At 66.1% G+C, this 17,382-nt stretch carries 17 protein-coding genes; 9 read left to right on the forward strand and 8 right to left on the reverse strand.

The annotated features are described in order from the left end of the window. Positions 1-1,395: a sigma-54 dependent transcriptional regulator gene (locus Q1B08_RS04980; protein ID WP_299815657.1), complete on the forward strand. Its 1,395-nt coding sequence runs from the start codon at positions 1-3 to the stop codon at positions 1,393-1,395. 12 nt (positions 1,396-1,407) lie between these two features. Here Q1B08_RS04980 and Q1B08_RS04985 read toward each other — a convergent pair whose 3' ends face one another. Both Q1B08_RS04985 and Q1B08_RS04990 read right to left on the reverse strand, forming a co-directional pair. After that, entirely contained in the window at positions 1,408-1,917 is a 510-nt protein-coding gene (locus Q1B08_RS04985; protein ID WP_299815660.1) for a hypothetical protein, read from the reverse strand. A 282-nt stretch (positions 1,918-2,199) separates the two neighbouring features. Further along, the gene (locus tag Q1B08_RS04990) at positions 2,200-2,616 is read right to left on the reverse strand and encodes a hypothetical protein (RefSeq protein WP_299815663.1); all 417 of its coding nucleotides are present in this window, start codon (positions 2,614-2,616) and stop codon (positions 2,200-2,202) included. 148 nt (positions 2,617-2,764) lie between these two features. On the opposite strand from Q1B08_RS04990, the gene trkA reads away from it, so the two are divergent. The 7 genes from trkA to tsf all read left to right on the forward strand — a co-directional run bounded on the left by trkA (position 2,765) and on the right by tsf (position 10,242). Then, positions 2,765-4,147 (forward strand): Trk system potassium transporter TrkA, encoded by a 1,383-nt coding sequence (trkA, locus tag Q1B08_RS04995; protein ID WP_299815666.1) that lies wholly within the window; start codon positions 2,765-2,767, stop codon positions 4,145-4,147. Then, positions 4,147-5,700 (forward strand): potassium transporter TrkG, encoded by a 1,554-nt coding sequence (locus tag Q1B08_RS05000; RefSeq protein ID WP_299815669.1) that lies wholly within the window; start codon positions 4,147-4,149, stop codon positions 5,698-5,700. Before trkA ends, Q1B08_RS05000 begins: the two co-directional genes overlap by 1 nt. 184 nt (positions 5,701-5,884) lie before the next feature. Beyond that, the gene (gene hfq, locus Q1B08_RS05005) at positions 5,885-6,139 is read left to right on the forward strand and encodes an RNA chaperone Hfq (RefSeq protein WP_299815672.1); all 255 of its coding nucleotides are present in this window, start codon (positions 5,885-5,887) and stop codon (positions 6,137-6,139) included. Then, complete coding sequence (hflX, locus tag Q1B08_RS05010; protein ID WP_299816351.1) at positions 6,123-7,502, forward strand: GTPase HflX; 1,380 nt, start codon at positions 6,123-6,125, stop codon at positions 7,500-7,502. The genes hfq and hflX overlap by 17 nt, the downstream gene beginning before the upstream one ends. 212 nt (positions 7,503-7,714) lie before the next feature. Then, the gene (locus Q1B08_RS05015) at positions 7,715-8,272 is read left to right on the forward strand and encodes a YSC84-related protein (RefSeq protein WP_299815675.1); all 558 of its coding nucleotides are present in this window, start codon (positions 7,715-7,717) and stop codon (positions 8,270-8,272) included. A gap of 209 nt (positions 8,273-8,481) precedes the next feature. After that, positions 8,482-9,294: a 30S ribosomal protein S2 gene (gene rpsB, locus Q1B08_RS05020; protein ID WP_299815678.1), complete on the forward strand. Its 813-nt coding sequence runs from the start codon at positions 8,482-8,484 to the stop codon at positions 9,292-9,294. A 72-nt stretch (positions 9,295-9,366) separates the two neighbouring features. After that, complete coding sequence (tsf, locus tag Q1B08_RS05025) at positions 9,367-10,242, forward strand: translation elongation factor Ts (RefSeq protein ID WP_299815681.1); 876 nt, start codon at positions 9,367-9,369, stop codon at positions 10,240-10,242. Between the two features lie 282 nt (positions 10,243-10,524). Here tsf and Q1B08_RS05030 read toward each other — a convergent pair whose 3' ends face one another. Together Q1B08_RS05030 and Q1B08_RS05035 are read right to left on the reverse strand one after the other, a co-directional pair. Next, the gene (locus tag Q1B08_RS05030) at positions 10,525-11,286 is read right to left on the reverse strand and encodes a LuxR family transcriptional regulator (RefSeq protein WP_299815684.1); all 762 of its coding nucleotides are present in this window, start codon (positions 11,284-11,286) and stop codon (positions 10,525-10,527) included. Positions 11,287-11,609: 323 nt separating this feature from the next. Beyond that, positions 11,610-13,424 carry an ABC transporter ATP-binding protein/permease gene (locus Q1B08_RS05035; RefSeq protein ID WP_299815687.1) on the reverse strand — a complete coding sequence of 605 codons (1,815 nt, stop codon included), beginning with the start codon at positions 13,422-13,424 and terminating at the stop codon, positions 11,610-11,612. 170 nt (positions 13,425-13,594) lie between these two features. Between Q1B08_RS05035 and Q1B08_RS05040 the strand changes: the two genes are divergently transcribed. Beyond that, positions 13,595-14,194 carry a hypothetical protein gene (locus tag Q1B08_RS05040; RefSeq protein ID WP_299815690.1) on the forward strand — a complete coding sequence of 200 codons (600 nt, stop codon included), beginning with the start codon at positions 13,595-13,597 and terminating at the stop codon, positions 14,192-14,194. Between the two features lie 72 nt (positions 14,195-14,266). Here Q1B08_RS05040 and Q1B08_RS05045 read toward each other — a convergent pair whose 3' ends face one another. From Q1B08_RS05045 to Q1B08_RS05060, 4 genes are all read right to left on the reverse strand, one after another. Further along, positions 14,267-15,769: a LysM peptidoglycan-binding domain-containing protein gene (locus tag Q1B08_RS05045; RefSeq protein WP_299815693.1), complete on the reverse strand. Its 1,503-nt coding sequence runs from the start codon at positions 15,767-15,769 to the stop codon at positions 14,267-14,269. A 173-nt stretch (positions 15,770-15,942) separates the two neighbouring features. After that, positions 15,943-16,410: a host attachment family protein gene (locus tag Q1B08_RS05050; RefSeq protein ID WP_299815696.1), complete on the reverse strand. Its 468-nt coding sequence runs from the start codon at positions 16,408-16,410 to the stop codon at positions 15,943-15,945. Further along, the gene (locus Q1B08_RS05055) at positions 16,411-16,650 is read right to left on the reverse strand and encodes a hypothetical protein (RefSeq protein ID WP_299815699.1); all 240 of its coding nucleotides are present in this window, start codon (positions 16,648-16,650) and stop codon (positions 16,411-16,413) included. It abuts the gene before it with no gap. A 105-nt stretch (positions 16,651-16,755) separates the two neighbouring features. Further along, entirely contained in the window at positions 16,756-17,355 is a 600-nt protein-coding gene (locus Q1B08_RS05060) for a superoxide dismutase (protein WP_299815702.1), read from the reverse strand. Between the last annotated feature and the right edge of the window lie 27 nt (positions 17,356-17,382).

Genomic DNA, 17,382 nt, shown 5'->3' on the forward strand with positions numbered 1-17,382 from the left:
ATGGGCGACATTCTGATCACCGACGACGAGGCCGACATCCGTAGCCTCATCTCGGACATCCTGGAGGACGAAGGGTACACCTGCCGCACGGCCGGGACCGCCGAGGCCTGCATGGCCGCCCTCGCGGAGGAGCCGCCGGCGGCGATGATCCTCGATATATGGCTCAAGGACAGTGACATGGACGGGATCGACATCCTGAAGTCGGTCCGCCGCTCGCATCCCGATATTCCGATCATCATCATCTCGGGGCACGGCAACATCGAGATCGCGGTCGCGGCCATCAAGCAGGGCGCGTACGACTATATCGAGAAGCCGTTCAACATCGACCAGCTCATGGTCGTCATCACACGCGCGATGGAAACGGCGCGCCTCAGGCAGGAGAACAGCGAGCTTCGCCGCAAGGACGCCGCCTCGGCCGAGATGATCGGGCAGTCGGCCGCCTACAAGATGCTGGTGGGGCACTTGAAGAAGGTGATGAACTCCAACAGCCGCGTCATGCTGACCGGGCCCGCGGGCGCGGGCAAGGAGGTCGCGGCGCGCTACATCCATGCCAAGTCGAGCCGCGCCCACGCCCCCTTCGTCACGATCTCCTCCGCCTCGATCGAGCCGGAGCGGATGGAGACGGTGCTGTTCGGGCGCGAGAGCCCGGAAAAGGGCATCGAGCAGGGAATGCTCGAGCAGGCGCACGAGGGGGTGATCTATTTCGACGAGATCGCGGACATGCCGCTCGGCACGCAGTCGAAGATCCTTCGCGTCCTCGTCGAGCAGGCCTTCACCCGCGTCGGCGGCACCGAGAAGATCCGCGTCGACCTGCGGGTCATCTCCTCGACCAACCGTGAGCTGACGCAGGAGATCCGCGCGGGCCGGTTCCGCGAGGAGCTCTACCACCGTCTCAACGTGGTCCCGATCGCAGTGCCCTCGCTGGAGGAGCGGCGCGATGACATTCCGGTGCTGGCCAACCATTTCATCTCCGCGCTCAACAAGGTGCAGGGACTGCCGCTGCGGGCGCTCTCCGACGAGACCAGCGCGCTTCTGCAGACGATGCGCTGGCCCGGCAACGTGCGCCAACTCCGCAACGTGATCGAGCGGGTGCTGATCCTTGGCGACGGGACCGGGCCGATCGAGCCGAGCGAGCTTCCGAACCCCTCCGACGGCGGGACGGACGGGGGTGAGATGACGCTGTCGGGCTCCCTCGCCTCACTGCCGCTGCGCGACGCGCGCGAACTCTTCGAGCGGCAATACCTGATGACGCAGATCAACCGGTTCGGCGGCAACATCTCCCGCACGGCGAACTTTGTCGGGATGGAACGGTCGGCCCTCCATCGAAAGCTGAAGTCGCTGGGCGTGGTGACGACGACGCGGGGCGGCGCGCGGGTGGCGCGGGTGGACGACTAAACCGGTCTGCGTTCAATCGGGCGCGTATCCCGCGGCGCTGAAGGCGGTCCGGCACGCCCCGAAATCGAACAGGCCGCAGATGTCGCCGAGAGCTTGGAGACGGGGATCGCAGGCACGTGCGCCGATGGGGCGGAGGTGAGCCTTCGGCCCGGAGAAGGCCGTTTCGATCGGGGTCGGGTCTGGCACAAACGGGCCGGACCGGCATCCGGCCTCTCTGGCCGTTCCGGATCCCGGCCGCTTTCGGGCTCCTGCGGAGATGTCGTCGGGGATCACGACGGTGCCGGGCGACAGGGCCGGGGTGAGCCGGGTCTCGACGTGGATGCCGAACGCGGTCCGGTCCATCGCGTCCCCGATTGCCCGGGGCGCGAACCCCGCGTCGCGGGCGAGCCCGGCGATGAAGGTCCGCGGCGTCCCGCGGCCGACGGGCGCGCCGCCTCCGGCGCCCCGGCCTGCTCCTTCAGGGGCCGGCTCTTTCAGGGAGATGTCCGGCGCCGCACGGACGATCCCGGCCGGGAACGCCATGTGCGGCGCGGGCTTGCCCGCGGGTCCCGGTGCGCGACCCTGCCGCTTCGGGCGATCGCCCCCCGATCACGGCGATCGGACACCGGCCGGATCGCCGGACTCGCGCCGACCACGACCACCCGCGCCACCGCCCGGCACGAACGACCCGCGAAGATGCGGCCGAGGACCTGCTCGCGACGATCCATCGCGTGGGACGTGCCCCTGTTCCATCTCCCGCCGAAAGCGAACCGGACGAACGACACCGCGGGAATCCCCCTTGAGTCGGGATGGGGGCAAACCGCTTTAGTCCGCGGCGATCCGTCCGTCAGCCTCGCACAGGCCACGAAGGTCGTAGGGCTGACTCTGCAGGATTGCCGCATCCTGCGTGGAACAGGCCGGCAGATCCACCGCCCGATAGCCCTTCGTCGTCATGCAGACATCGAAAGCGCGGGCGCGCAGCTCTTCGTTCGGATCGTCCTCGTGGACGTCGGGCGCGGAATAGCCGCCGTAGCAGAACCAACCCCGGCAGATGCTCGTGCCGACCGTGATGCGCGACGACGACCGGATCCGGCTCGCGACGGGAAAGTCGGTCTGCGCCCGGGCGGCGCAGGCGAGATATTCCTGCTCAGCCTTCAGCGCGGGCGTTCCGGGCTTGATCCAGACCGGATCGGACACACCGGCGCAGGCCGCGAGGAAAAGGGCCAGAGGTAAATACCGCATAGGCGCGACCCTAGCACACGGACAGGACATGACAATCGCCCGCGAACGCGGGACACGCGCCGTCGCAGGGCCGTTGACCGTCCGGTGCGGCCTGCCTATCCAATCCCCGAAACAGGGTGCCGAACCGGCCGTTCGGGGAAGGGGGACCATGAAGGTCATCATCTGCGGCGCGGGACAGGTCGGCTGGCAGATCGCGCGGCACCTCGCCGGCGAGCGCAACGACGTCACCATCGTCGACAACAATTCAGCTCTCGTGCATCGGGCGACCGACACGCTGGACGTGCAGGGCATCACCGGCTTCGCCTCCTATCCCGACGTGCTCGAACGGGCGGGGGCGGAGGATGCGGACATGCTGATCGCCGCGACCCATTCCGACGAGGTGAACATGGTCACCTGTCAGGTGGCGCATTCGATCTTCACGGTACCGCGCAAGATCGCCCGCCTGCGCGCGCAGAGCTATCTTTCCGCGGTGCGCGCCGACCTTTACCGGCGCGACCACCTGCCGATCGATGTCGTGATCTCGCCCGAGCGGGAGGTGGCGGAGGCCGCGCTGCGCCGGCTTCGCGCACCCGAGGCTTTCGACGTGGAGGAGTTCATGGACGGCGGGGCGACGTTTATCGGCCTGAACCTCGACGCCGAATGCCCCGTCCTCGACACGCCGCTGCGCCAGCTTTCGGAGCTGTTCTCGACCCTGCGCGCAGTCGTCGTAGGCGTCCGGCGGGACGGCAAGCGCCTCTTCGCGCCCGATCCGAACGACCAGCTGAAGGCCGGAGATCAGGTCTACATCGTCTCCCATTCCGACGACCTGCACCGCACGCAGGAAATCTTCGGCAAGAAGGTTCGCAAGCAGAATCGCGTCGTCATCGTCGGCGGCGGCAATGTCGGGCTCGCAGTGGCCGAGGCGCTCGAAAACGCGCCGGAGCGTATCCGCGCCAAGATGATCGAGCGTCACCGACCTTCGGCCGAGCGCGCGGCGGAGGCGCTGACCCGGACCATCGTCCTGTCGGGCGACGGGCTCGACATCGAGCTTCTGCGCGAGGCGGGAATCGAGCGGGCCGACGCGGTGCTGACGGTGACGGACGACGACAAGACCAACCTCCTCGCGGGTGTGCGGGCGAAGGCCGCGGGCTGCAACCGCACGATCGCGCTCATCAACGACCCCACGCTCGTACCGCTGATGGAGCCGCTGGGGATCGACGCCTACATCAACCCGCGGCAGACCACGGTGTCGTCGATCCTTCGGCACGTCCGGCACGGCCGGGTGCGCAATGTCTATTCGGTGGGCGACGCCGAGGCCGAGGTGATCGAGGCGCAGGTGCTCTCCACCTCGCCCATGACCGGGCGTCTGATCCGCGAGGTCGACTTTCCCGAGGGCGCGCTCGTGGGGGCGATCCGCAAGGCGGACGGCCGCGTGATCCGGCCGCACGGCGCCACCCGGATCGAGGAGGCGGACGTGGTCGTGATCTTTGCGCTTTCCTCCGACGTGACGGAGGTGGAACGCCTTCTGCAGGTGCAGGTGGACTTCTTCTGATGCACCGGACGCGCGCCCGGCCCGGACGGCTCGCCCTCGTGGGCCAGCAGGTCTCGCTCTCGGTGTTGATGGCGATGGGCCTTTGCGCGTCGATGTACGGCCCCGCGCTCCACGCCGAGATCGCGGGAGAACATCCGACGGCGCGGGCGTTCTTCTATTCAGCGACGCTGCTTCTCGCGTTTCTCGCCGCGGTCGCGGTGGCGAGCGCGCGGCGCCGGCCCTCGAACGTCTCGCGCAGCCATCTCGTGGCGCTCCTGATGGCGTTCACGACGCTGCCGCTCCTTGCGGCGATCCCTCTGGCGCAGGTGATCGTCGATACGCGGCTCCTGAACCTTTATGTCGAAATGGTCTCCGCCGCGACGACCACGGGGGGCAGCCTCTACAAGCCCACACGGCTGAACGACAGCGTGCATCTGTGGCGTGCGGTCGTCGCCTGGGAGGGCGGGCTGGTCATCTGGGTCGCGGCCATCGCGATCCTCGCCCCCCTCAATCTCGGCGGGTTCGAGGTCGCCGAAGGCAACACCAGCCTGCGACACGGCGGCGAAGGGCCGAACGCGATCCGCGTCCGCGACCGCAGCATCGAGCCCGAAGCGCGGGTATGGCGGGCACTCGGCACGCTCGGGCCGATCTATATCGGATTGACGCTTCTCCTGTGGGCGCTCCTCGTCACGCTGGGCGAACGTTCCGTCACCGCCCTGATCCATGCCATGTCGACGATGTCCACCTCCGGCATCACCGACGGGACCGGGATGACCGGCGTGGGATTCCGCGGCGAGGTCGTGATCGCGCTGTTCCTCGTCTTCGCGCTGTCACGGCAGACCTTCACGACCGACATGAACCGGGAGCGGAGCCGCCATCTCGGGAACGACCGCGAAATCTGGACCGCCGGTCTTGTCGTCGCGGCCGTCACCGTCCTCCTTTTCGCACGTCACTGGGTCGGGGCGTTCGAGATCGGCGATCTGTCCGACACGGAGGCGGCGCTCGGGGCGCTGTGGGGCTCCATCTTTACCGCCCTGTCGTTCCTGACCACGACGGGGTTCGAAAGCGTCCACTGGGAGGCCGCACAGGACTGGTCCGGCCTGAACGCGCCGACCGTACTCCTTCTCGGCCTCGCGATTTTCGGCGGGGGCGTGGCGACGACTGCGGGCGGCGTGAAGCTTCTGCGGATCTACACGCTCTACGAGCACGGCCGACGCGAGATGAACCTCCTTGTCCATCCGAGCGCGGTGGCCGGCATGTCGGGCGCGTTCGGGCGCATCCCCAAGGGCGGCATCGAAGGCGCCTGGGTGTTCTTCATGCTCTTCGCCACCTCGATCGCCGTGGTGACCCTGGCGCTCACGGCGGCGGGGCTCGATTTCGGCGCGGCGATGGCCCTCGGCGTGGCCTGTCTGACCACGACCGGCCCGCTCGCGGAGATCGTGCTGGGCGGACAGGGCACGTTGAACTCTCTGGGGGACGGCGGAAAGCTCGTCGCCGCCGCCGCGATGGTCGTCGGTCGTCTCGAGGCGCTCGCGTTGATCGCGCTCCTCAACCCCGACTTCTGGCGGGACTGAACGCCTTTTGTCCAGGCTCGCGCGCGCATTTCGACGGTCTGAACCCCGTTCCGGGGGGAAGCCTCGCGCCGCGCAACGCCGGAACGCAATCTTTCGGGGTGGAAACTTTTCCGTGAGCGTCACATAAGATCCGAACGGTCAAGAACGCCTTCGAAGACGGGGCGCTGAAAACAGGGACGGATGCATGGCCTCGGACAAGCAGAACCTTCAGGATGCCTTTCTCAATCAGGTCCGCAAGCAGAAGGTGCCGGTGACGATCTTCCTGATCAACGGCGTGAAGCTGCAGGGCGTGATCACCTGGTTCGACAATTTCTGCGTCCTGCTGCGTCGGGACGGGCAGTCGCAGCTGGTCTACAAGAGCGCGATCTCGACCGTGATGCCGGCCCAGCCGATCCAACTCTACGACAGCGGGGAGGAAGCGTCTGCCGACGCCTCCTGAACAGACGCATTCGACCGCGGCCAAACCGACCCGCGCGCTCGTCCTGCACCCCGACACGCGGGGGGGCGACCGGTCCGGCCGCGATCCGAAATATGCGGTCGCGGAAGCGGTCTCGCTCGCGCATGCCCTGCCGGGGCTCGACGTCGTGGGGGGTGAGGTCGTGCGCCTGCCGCGACCGCATCCCGGCATGCTCTTCGGATCCGGCAAGGTCGAGGAGCTCGGGGCCCGGATCGAGAGCGAAGACATCGATCTCGTCCTGATCGACGGCGCCGTGACGCCGGTGCAGCAGCGCAATCTCGAGAAGGCGTGGAAAATCAAACTGCTCGACCGCACCGGGCTCATCCTCGAAATCTTCGCCGACCGGGCCGCCACGCGGGAAGGAGTGTTGCAGGTCGACCTTGCCGCACTCTCCTATCAGCGCACCCGGCTGGTCCGCGCCTGGACGCACCTCGAACGGCAGCGCGGCGGGCTGGGCTTCGTGGGCGGCCCCGGCGAGACGCAGATCGAGGCGGACCGTCGTGCCATCGACGAACAGATGACGAAGTTGCGCCGTCAGCTCGACAAGGTGGTCAAGACGCGCGAGCTTCACCGCGCGGCGCGCGCCAAGGTGCCTTACCCGGTCGTGGCCCTCGTGGGCTACACCAACGCCGGCAAGTCCACGCTCTTCAACCGCCTGACCGGGGCGGAGGTAATGGCGAAGGACATGCTCTTCGCCACGCTCGACCCGACGATGCGCGCAGTGGACCTGCCGCACGGGCTCCGGGTGATCCTGTCGGACACGGTCGGGTTCATCTCCGACCTGCCGACGCAGCTCGTCGCCGCGTTCCGCGCCACGCTGGAGGAGGTGCTGGACGCCGATCTCATCGTGCATGTCCGCGACATCTCCCACCCCGAGACCGAGGCGCAGGCGGAGGATGTGGAGACGATCCTCGAACAGCTTGGCACCGACGCGGCGATCCCGCGGATCGAGATGTGGAACAAGGCCGACGCGCTGCCGGCCGAAGCGCAGGCGACCGCCGGGAACCTCGCGGCACGGCGGGACGACGTCTATCTCGGCTCGGCGCTCACGGGGCAGGGGCTCGACGCGCTTCTCGACCGGATCGCGGACGAACTGACAGAGACGTTGAGCGATCTGGATTTGTTCCTTCCCTTCGCCGACGGGCGCGCGCGCGCCTGGCTGCATGAGGAAGGGGTCGTCCGGGAGGAGGCGCAGACCGAGGAGGGGCCCCGACTTTCCGTCCGTTGGACCGCCCGGCAGGCCGCGCGCTTCGCCGCCGCGTTCCCCGACCGCGCGCCCGCCGGTCTGGTTCCACCCCGGGATGCGCCCGAGCGTGATACGTCCGACGATCCCTGGACTCCTTGACGGGGTCGGTCGGTCAGCGTCGCGCCCGGCTACCGACAAGACGGGAGGGTGGGGTTACGGGGTCGCCGATACGCCGCGTCCGACGGCAGTCCGCACCGCGAACGGCGCGCCCTGTCAGGGGTGACAGGGGCGCGGCCGCCTGCTACCGTCGGTGTCGACCGGACCGTCAGAGACCGGCATCGGCAGAGCAGACATTGGACAGGATCCGCCCCATGACCGTATTCACGCGTCGCAGCTTCCTCGCTGCGGCCTCCGCGCCACTTGCGCTTACCGCCTGCGGCAACGGGATCGGCAGCAACGGCGCCCCTCGGATCGACGGTCGCGTCGATCAGGCCTTCGCCTTCATGTACCGGACGCTTCCTGAAACGCAGGTCCTCGCCGAGAAGGCCGTGGGAATCCTGATGATGCCGGTCGTCACCGAAGTCGGGCTCGGCCTCGGCGGTGCCTATGGGCGCGGGGCGCTCCGCGTCGACGGTGTGACGGTCGATTACTATTCCACGAGCGAATTGTCGTTCGGCCTTCAGGCTGGCGGGCAGCAATACAGCCACGCGCTTTTTTTCATGACGCAGCCGGCGCTTCTGAACTTCCGGACCTCGCCCGGCTTCACGGCAGGCGCGAACCTCAGCTACGCGGTGTCGACCAATGCCGGGGCGATCTCGACGGGGACGACGGAGCTTCTGACCCCGGTTATCGCGGTGATCTTCGGACAGGCCGGCCTCATCGCCGGGGCCTCGCTCGAAGGCACGAAATACAACCGAATCATTCCCTGAACCGACGGGTCCGAAGTCGCCCCGATCCCGCCGCCGCGTCAGCACCGCGAACGGCCCTTTCAGGCTTGCGTTGCCCGGCTCCGCCTCCTAGAAGGCCCGCACTTCACAGACGGGGGCGGGCCCTCGGGGGAGACATCCCCGTCGGTCCACCGGTTGAGCCAAGGCTCTGATCCCCCGTCCCAGGTTCAAACCGGAAAGGTATCGAATACATGGCTCTGCCTGATTTCTCCCTACGTCAATTGCTCGAGGCCGGCGTCCATTTCGGCCACCAGACGCAGCGCTGGAACCCGCGCATGGCGCCCTACATCTACGGCGCGAAGAACGGCATCCACATCATGGACCTGACGCAGACGGTTCCGATGCTGGATCAGGCGCTGCAGGTCGTTCGCGACACCGTCGCGCGGGGTGGCCGCATTCTGTTCGTCGGCACGAAGCGGCAGGCCCAGAAGCCCGTCGCCGACGCGGCCGAGCGTTGCGCGCAGTATCACATGAACCATCGCTGGCTCGGCGGCACGCTGACCAACTGGAAGACGGTGTCGAACTCCATCAATCGCCTGAAGAGCATTGACGAGGCGATGGAGACGGGCGGCGAGGGACTGACCAAGAAAGAGCGCCTCAACATGGAGCGCGACCAGCTGAAGCTGCAGGCATCGCTCGGTGGCATCCGCGAAATGGGCGGCTTGCCGGACCTTCTGTTCGTGATCGACGTGAACAAGGAGGACCTGGCGATCGCCGAGGCGCGCAAGCTCGGCATCCCGGTCGTGGCCGTGGTGGATTCGAACGCGTCGCCGGCCGGCGTCGACTACGTTATTCCCGGCAATGACGACGCCGCCCGCGCGATCGCGCTCTACTGCGACCTCGTCGCCCGGGCGGCGCTCGACGGCATGTCGGCCCAGCTCGGTGCTGCCGGCGTCGATATCGGCGCGATGGAGGAGGCGGGCGAGTCCGTCGATCCCGGCGCGTCCGAGACGCCCGAAACCGACGTGCCCTCGGACACCGCGACAGCCGAAGCCAACGCCTGACGGCAGGCGCAGATTGACGACGGGGCGTGGCCTGTAGGGGCCGCGTCCGTTCCCATTCAAGGAGACAGGATCATGGCGATCACCGCTGCGATGGTGAAGGAACTCCGCGACACGACCGGCGCGGGCATGATGGACGCCAAGAAGGCGCTGACCGAGACCGACGGCGACATGCAGGCTGCGGTCGATTGGTTGCGGACCAAGGGTCTGGCGAAGGCCGCCAAGAAATCCGGCCGCACAGCCGCCGAGGGGCTTGTCGCCGTCGCGGTCGACGGCGGCTACGGCGTCGCGCTCGAAGTCAATTCCGAGACCGACTTCGTCGGCAAGAACGCCGAGTTCCAGAAGATGGTGGCGGACTTCGCGAAAACCGCGCTGAACGTCGGATCCGTCGAGGAACTGAAGACATCGGAGATCAACGGAAAGACGGTCGACACGATCCTGACCGACAAGATCGCCACGATCGGCGAGAACATGACGATCCGCCGGATCGCCCATCTGTCGGCGGCCAGCGTCGTGACCTACGTTCACAACGCCGCGGCGACCGATATGGGCAAGATCGGTGTTCTGGTGGGTCTGTCGGGCGAGAACACCGAGTTCGGCCGTCAGGTCGCGATGCATGTCGCTGCCGCGAACCCGGCCTCGCTGTCTGAAGCCGACCTCGACCCGGCGATGCTCGACAAGGAGCGGCAAGTCCAGATCGACATCGCGCGTGAGAGCGGCAAGCCCGAGCAGGTAATAGAGAAGATGATCGAAGGCCGGATGAAGAAGTACATGGCCGAGGTGACCCTGCTAAACCAGCAATTCGTCTTGAACCCGGACCTGACCGTTGGCAAGGCCGCCGAAGAGGCCGGCGTCGAGATCACGGGCTTCGTTCGGCTCGAAGTCGGGGAGGGGATCGAGAAGGTCGTCGAGGATTTCGCCGCCGAAGTCGCCAAGGTCTCGCAAGGCTGAACCTGCCGGTATGTCGCGCGTCGGGTCACGGACCCGGCGCCGATCGACCGGAAATGGTGGAAGGTCAGGTTGACCCGATCCGGGCTTGAATGAACCCGGACCGAGCCGATTCCGAAATTCATCGGTCGAACCCGTTCCACGGGTGAATGTCTCCGCGGTTCGAGCCCGAATAGTCCCGGGCCAAATTGCCTTCACTCACAAGACATGTTGCTTATGCCCGGCGAAACCGCGGAACGTAAGTCTGGATTCCCTTACCTTTTATTACAGATCGGTAAGATGGCCTCACGCATCCAGGCGAAAGAACTGATTCTGCAGGCCGGCTTTCAGGATAGCCTGTGCCGTTGTCTCTACGTCCAGGGCTTCGCGCGCTAGACGGAGATGCTTCTCGATCGTGGTGGGGTTCCGACCAAGGACGAGCGCAACGTCTTGGATCGTCTTTCCGTCGGCGACGAGTTCGAGCACTTCCCGCTGGCGCCGGGTCAGGGTTCGACCATGAAGTCCGTGCGGCAGCGACAGTAGCGTGAGATGCGCGACATGCGCGACGAGTTCGATTTTGCCGCCATTCTCGGCCCAGATCGCGTTCACCTCCGCTTGGTTCCGTGTCGAGCTCGCTATTCCGATGCCGTGTCCGGTCCGGGCGGACACGCGGGGAAAGCTGATCCCGTAGCCCGCGACCACTCCCTGCCTACGATTGAACTCGACGACGCGCATGCATTCGGGCGGCAAACGGCCGGCCATCGCGTCCTGCGCGATCACGGACCAGGACAACGTGCCGACGTTTTCCATGGCCCAACGAACCATGGGTGCGTCATAGAACATGCCACCTTCGAGATAGGGCTCGGTGAAGGATTTCGGATAATTCGTGAGGATACGCGCGTCGCGCAAATCCCCCATGCTCGTGTTCGTCCGGAACCGCGTCGCGGCATACATCAAACGGTCGAACCCATGATCCGCCATCCAGTCCTGCAGGTCTTGCCAGAGACCTTCGACTTCGGTGTGCTGCGCAAGGCGAAGGAGGAACCGATCCGTCTCGGACGATGACATGACAAACTCGTTACCTTCGATCTACGCCTCTCACAGCGTCAGTAGAAAATGATGTGCATCGACCGGAAGCGATGCAAGGCGGAATCGATACACTACATAATCGGGGTTATAAGAGGGGTCTATGCAGGCGCAAAGCTAAACTGTCTCCTTTCGTGCGGAACCACGACATGGTTTCGCAGACGCTCGCGGATCTGTACATGATCTTGCGGAGCTTGCTGGCGAGATCGGGGCGAAGCGCACCGATTGCGCGCAACAGGCCTCGCTGCGCCTGTGCGGAGCCAGACAGGGCACCAACGAGGATAACGTGCTTTAACGAGTTCCGGTCAGGCGGCGGCTTCTTCGGCCAGTTGGCGGTACCACATCGAGGCATAGCGGCCCCCTTTCGCCAGAAGGGTGCCGTGCGTGCCCTCCTCGACGATGTGGCCGGCTTCGAGCACGACGATGAGGTCCGCCTCCACCACCGTCGACAGACGATGCGCGATGGTGATGACCGAGCGGCCGCGCGAGATCGTCGCAAGCTCGTTCTGGATCGACCTTTCGGTCTCCGTGTCGAGCGCGGACGTCGCCTCGTCGAGCACCAGGATCGGCGGGTTCTTGAGGATCGTGCGGGCGATGCCGACCCGCTGCTTCTCTCCGCCCGAGAGCTTGAGGCCGCGCTCCCCGACCGTCGTCTCGTAGCCGTCCGGCAGCGCCTCGATGAAGGCGTCGATCCGCGCCGCGCGGGCGGCCTCGCGCACCTCCTCGAACGTCGCATCGGCGCGACCGTAAGCGATGTTGTAGCGGATCGTGTCGTTGAAAAGGACCGTATCCTGCGGCACGACGCCGATCATCGCATGGAGGCTGTCCTGCGTCACGTCGCGCACGTCCTGTCCGTCGATCCGGATCGCGCCTCCGTCGATGTCGTAAAAGCGGAAGAGGAGTCGGCCCAGGGTCGACTTCCCGGACCCCGACGGCCCGACCACGGCCACGGTCCGGCCGGGCTCGACCGTGAAGGAGATGCCATGAAGGATCGGCCGGGCGGCATCGTAGCCGAAGCGCACTTCGCCGAACTCGACCCGGCCCGCATCGACCCGGAGCGTCGTCGCGCCGGGCCGGTCCTTCACCTCGGGCGGCTGCTCGAGCAGGCCGAACATCTCCGCCATGTCGACGAGCGCCTGCCGGATCTCGCGGTAGACCGTGCCGAGGAAATTGAGCGGCATCGTGATCTGGACCATATAGGCGTTGACCATCACGAAATCCCCGACGGTGAGGTCACCGCTCTGCACCCCGATGGCGGCCAGGACCATCACGCCGACGAGCCCCGCCGTGATCAGGATCGCCTGGCCGAAGTTCAGGAAAGCCAGCGAATAGGACGTGCGCAGCGCCGCCCCCTCGTAGCGCCGCATCGCGTCGTCGTAGCGCGCCGCCTCCCGCGCCTCGGCGCCGAAATACTTCACCGTCTCGAAGTTCAGGAGGCTGTCGATGGCCTTCTGATTGGCGTCCGTGTCCTGCTCGTTCATGACGCGCCGGAACCGGACGCGCCATTCCGTCACCTTGAAGGTGAAGGTCACGTAGGCGGCGATCGTGGCCGTGACGATCAGAAGGTACCAGACGTCGAAGACGAAGAAGAGGATCGCCCCGATCAGCAGCAGCTCCAGCACCAAGGGCCCGATCGAGAAGAGCAGGAACCGCAAGAGGAAGTCGACGCCCTTCACCCCGCGCTCCACGATCCGGCTGAGCCCGCCCGTCCGCCGCGTGATGTGGTAGCGCATCGACAGACGGTGCATGTGCTCGAACGTCTCCGCCGCGAGCCGGCGCAGGGCGCGCTGCCCCACCGGCGCGAACAGGGCGTCGCGAAGCTGCTGGAAGCCGGAATTCATCGCCCGGGCCAGTCCGTAGACGATTGTGAGCCCGACCGCGCCAAGACCCAGGGCAAAAGCCGGCGGGATGGTCTCCGGCGCCAACGCGTCGACCGCGGCCTTGTAGAAGAACGGGGTCGACACGGCGATGAGCTTGGCCACGACGAGCATGGTCAGCGCGGTGACCACGCGGACCTTCATGTCGGTCTGCCCCTCGGGCCACAGATACGGCGCGACGCGCCGTATGATGCCAAGCGCCCCCGCGGGGGGCCCTGTTGTTGTTTTCGTGCTGCGGCGCATGATCGTTCCCGGCCTCGGCTGGAGGCTAGGCCCTTCGGGCGCGAGATGGAACCACCGCAAACCGATCTCCATGATACTGCAACGTCATGTGGCCGGCACGACTTGTTGCAGCAAGGTTAACGGTTTACTGTCCGAGCATTGCATTAATAATTAGCCTCCGGAGAGACAACATGGAATTGAAGGTAAGCGCCGCCGCGGCATTGCTCGCGGGCTGCATGACGATTTCGACACCGGCACAGGCTGCGGTCTACGATTTCTTCTTCAGCGCCGACCCGGCGAACGACGCGAACATCACGTCGTCCGCCGATGCGTCGCTGCGCGCCATCGGCACGATCGAGATCGACGCTCCGAACGGCGCGACATTCGACGTGAACAGCCTCGTCGACGTCGCAATCGACGTCTTCGCGGACACGATCCCCGGCTTCACCGTCACCGATCTGCAGATCCTGAACGGATCGGTCAGCGAGGATGGTACCTCGATCGCGCTGACCGATATCGCCACGCCCTTCTCCGACGTGCTCACGCGCTTCTTTGGATGCGTCTTCGAGGCGTGCGGAAACCCGGCTGCCGGTCTCGTGGGGGTGCAGGACGGGGACATCGCGCTCGACGTCGTGTTCGCGAGTGGCGCCGCGGCCCTCGACTCGCTCGAGGTCACGCAATCGGGCCTGCCACCCTCGCCAATGCCGTCCCCCGTGCCCCTGCCCGCTGGCCTGCCGCTGGCCTTGTCGGGGCTCGCTCTTCTGGGTCTGGTCCGCCGCCGCAAGGGCTAAGGCCAAGCGTCGTTCGAACGATAGGTCCGCCCCACGACGGGGCGGATCGATCCGGGCGGCCACGTCGCCGGATCAGTCCTGCGGGAGCGTGAAGATCTGGCCGGGAAAAATCAGATCGGGATCGCGGATTCGGCCGCGGTTCTCCTCGAAGATCTGTACGTAACGGATCCCCTCGCCGAAATATCCCTCGGATATGGCCCAGAGCGTGTATCCCGGCTGGACCGTGATCGCCGTCAGCCCGTCGCGACGGGCCGCTGCCGCGACCTCCGGGGCGGTGCGCTGGAACGGCGTCTCGATCCGGCCGACGACGCTGCCATCTGGCGCGAGCGCGTCGACCCGCAAGGTGTAGACCCCGCTTTCGAGTGGGGACAGCACCGCGGTCCACGCCCCGCGTTCGTCGACCTGCGCAACCTGGACCGGACGATCGTCGAGATAGATGCGCAGGCGCATCTCGCGCAGACCGTGTCCGGCGATCTGGACTTCGCCCGACGCATCGTAGCTGATCGCATCGATGCTCACCTTTTCGCGAAACGCCGGCTCCGTCGCGGCGCCCGCAAGGACCGTGACGCCGTCGGGTCCGGCACGCAGGAGACGGGGCGGCGGTGCGCCTGCCACGCCCGTTGCCGAGGCAAGGTTGGCGTCGGTTTCGCGCGATCCGCCCGGAACGTCAGCGGGCGCCGAGGTCTTCATTCCGGTGTCGAACAGGTCTAGCGGTTCGTTCCGCGCGGACACGCGTGCGACGTCTGCCTTGTTGTTTGGAAGCAATGGCCAATCCAAGTCCGACGCGACGGACGAAATGATACCGCCAGGATCGAGCGAAGCGCCGGCGAGCTTGTCCGGGATCGTTTGGTCCGACGTTTGCGCGGGCGTGGCGGCATCGAACGGCTGCGCGGCGCGACCCGATCCGGTATCGTTCGATGGTACGAGGCCCAACGTCCCCATAATGCTCGGTCGGGCTGTGCCGGAAGCGGTGTCGGCAAGTTCGAGCTCGCCTGGATCGCGCGATGTTAATTCGCCGATCCTGATCTCGCGCTTGCGTTCCTTCGCGGCCGACATGTCACTTGTCATGTCCGCCATGACGGATGCCGCGGTTCTCGCGGGGGCGACGATGATGCTTTCTTCCCCTCGAACGAAGCGCCCCTCCCCGTAGCGAATTTCGACCGTCAAAAGGCCGGGCGCATCGGCCGGCGGCAGATCGAAAAGGGACACGAAGTTGCCAACGGCGTCCGTTCGGGACGTGGCGACGGGCGCACCGTCGAGCCGTACGACGATCTCTGCATCCGCTTCGCCGCGTCCCGCGACCACTGCACCGCCCTGTGCATCAACCCGGACGATGTCGAGGTCGAGGCTTGGGCTCACCGCGTCTGTTGGTGGCACGGGCGTCGTATCGAGCGTTTGCGGCGTTTCGACGGACGAAGCGGCGACCCTGCCTTCGGAGGCGGCGCCTACGGCATTGCGAGACCGCGCCTCAACTACCTCCTCGGAGGTCACGACGACCGGCGCCTCGAATGTTTGGGGGGCAAGCCCGAAACCGATCAGGCCGAGCGTCAGCAGCGCTGCGACCGCGCCCGCCATCTGCCTGACGTATCGGGTTCCCGACATCGGTCGCGCTCCCTTGTCCCCCTGTGGGCAAAGACAAGGCTAGCAGCGCTTGAGCGAGGGGTCAAAAGGCGCCGACGTGGTGCCGCTGCTCCCGGAACGCGAACGGCCCCCGAAACCGGGAGCCGCATTCCAGATCCCTTCGAGTTTCAGGCGGCGCTGTCCATCTTGTCGATATGCGCCTTCACGAGAGTTTCGATCTCGTCGCGCGGATGCCCCGTCAGGGTCTTCGGGATTTCGGCCACGACCTTGCTGGACACTTCCTTGTGCATCTCGTTCCGCAATACGCCAAGCACTTGCGGCGAGGCGACGATGACGAGTGACTCGAAACGGCCCGCATGTGCCATCTTGTAGAGCTTCTCGGCGAGGTCGGCGGCGAAGCGTTCCTTCTGCAGCTCGTGGAAGTCCGTTTCGTCGTAGGACCGTACGCCGGGGGATGCGCTTTCCTGGTTCATGCCCTTGCGGTTCGCCTTTTGCTCCCGATCGGGCGGGTTGGCCTCCTCGTCGACGCGAACGACGTCGAAATTCGGATCCTCCCCGTCGGTCAGATTGACCATGAACAGCGCCTTCTCGCTGTCGGTCACCACGACCATCGTACCGTTCTTCAGACTGGCCATCTACTTGTCCTCCGATCCGGTGCCATGAAGACCGCCGAGATTGCCCTCGCCCTTCTCGTCGGATTTGGTCACGCGGGTCACACCCTCGCCATGCTTGGCGGTCTCCTCCTCGGCGCGGGAGCCGACCTGCCGCTCGAGTTCGCCATCGGCGCGACCCTGTTGGCTCGGCGTGGCGGGCATGTCCTCGACGAATTGGTCGGTGTCGCGGGTTCCGTCGCTGGAGCGATGACGTTCGGCCATGATGTTTTCTCCGTAGCTGTTCAGTGGATCAACCCCGTGACGGACGGGATGTTCCGGACATGAAAAAGGGGCCGTGAAGGCCCCTTTCCGTCCCGTCCGCCGGAATCACATGCGGGAGGCGACATTCTCCCAGTTCACCAGCTTCGACAGGAAGTTGTCGAGATAGGCCGGGCGCTTGTTGCGGAAGTCGATGTAGTAGGAATGTTCCCACACGTCGCAGCCCAGAAGCGCGGTCTGGCCGAAGCAAACGGGGTTCACGCCGTTCTCGGTCTTGGTGACCTTCAGGCCACCATCCGCGTCCTTCACCAGCCAGGCCCAGCCGGAGCCGAACTGACCCGCGCCGGCGGCGGCGAACTCTTCCCTGAACTTGTCGACCGACCCGAAACTGTCGGTCAGCGCGCGTTCCAGCTCGGAGGGCATCTGGCTCTCGCCCGGGCTCATCATTTCCCAGAACTGGTTGTGGTTCCAGAGCTGGCTGATGTTGTTGAAGATGCCCGATTGCGCCACGGCGTTCGGATCGTAGGTGCCCTTGATGATCTCCTCGAGGGACTTCGATTCCCATTCCGTGCCGGAGATCGCCTTGTTGCCGTTGTCGACATAGGCCTTGTGGTGAATGTCGTGGTGGTATTCCAGCGTCTCCTTCGACATGCCGTCGGCGGCGAGCGCGTCGTGGGAATACGGAAGGTCGGGAAGCTCGAAAGCCATGATGTCTCTCCTCGGTTTTCGTCCTGC

The organism is uncultured Jannaschia sp. (assembly GCF_947494025.1).
Classification (GTDB): domain Bacteria; phylum Pseudomonadota; class Alphaproteobacteria; order Rhodobacterales; family Rhodobacteraceae; genus Jannaschia.

Coding starts and splice junctions, on each gene's coding strand:
- Q1B08_RS04980 (WP_299815657.1), top strand. CDS start 1: ATGGGCGACATTCTGATCACCGACGACGAGGCCGACATCCGTAGCCTC.
- Q1B08_RS04985 (WP_299815660.1), bottom strand. CDS start 1,917: ATGGCGTTCCCGGCCGGGATCGTCCGTGCGGCGCCGGACATCTCCCTG.
- Q1B08_RS04990 (WP_299815663.1), bottom strand. CDS start 2,616: ATGCGGTATTTACCTCTGGCCCTTTTCCTCGCGGCCTGCGCCGGTGTG.
- trkA (WP_299815666.1), top strand. CDS start 2,765: ATGAAGGTCATCATCTGCGGCGCGGGACAGGTCGGCTGGCAGATCGCG.
- Q1B08_RS05000 (WP_299815669.1), top strand. CDS start 4,147: ATGCACCGGACGCGCGCCCGGCCCGGACGGCTCGCCCTCGTGGGCCAG.
- hfq (WP_299815672.1), top strand. CDS start 5,885: ATGGCCTCGGACAAGCAGAACCTTCAGGATGCCTTTCTCAATCAGGTC.
- Q1B08_RS05015 (WP_299815675.1), top strand. CDS start 7,715: ATGACCGTATTCACGCGTCGCAGCTTCCTCGCTGCGGCCTCCGCGCCA.
- rpsB (WP_299815678.1), top strand. CDS start 8,482: ATGGCTCTGCCTGATTTCTCCCTACGTCAATTGCTCGAGGCCGGCGTC.
- tsf (WP_299815681.1), top strand. CDS start 9,367: ATGGCGATCACCGCTGCGATGGTGAAGGAACTCCGCGACACGACCGGC.
- Q1B08_RS05030 (WP_299815684.1), bottom strand. CDS start 11,286: ATGTCATCGTCCGAGACGGATCGGTTCCTCCTTCGCCTTGCGCAGCAC.
- Q1B08_RS05035 (WP_299815687.1), bottom strand. CDS start 13,424: ATGCGCCGCAGCACGAAAACAACAACAGGGCCCCCCGCGGGGGCGCTT.
- Q1B08_RS05040 (WP_299815690.1), top strand. CDS start 13,595: ATGGAATTGAAGGTAAGCGCCGCCGCGGCATTGCTCGCGGGCTGCATG.
- Q1B08_RS05045 (WP_299815693.1), bottom strand. CDS start 15,769: ATGGCGGGCGCGGTCGCAGCGCTGCTGACGCTCGGCCTGATCGGTTTC.
- Q1B08_RS05050 (WP_299815696.1), bottom strand. CDS start 16,410: ATGGCCAGTCTGAAGAACGGTACGATGGTCGTGGTGACCGACAGCGAG.
- Q1B08_RS05055 (WP_299815699.1), bottom strand. CDS start 16,650: ATGGCCGAACGTCATCGCTCCAGCGACGGAACCCGCGACACCGACCAA.
- Q1B08_RS05060 (WP_299815702.1), bottom strand. CDS start 17,355: ATGGCTTTCGAGCTTCCCGACCTTCCGTATTCCCACGACGCGCTCGCC.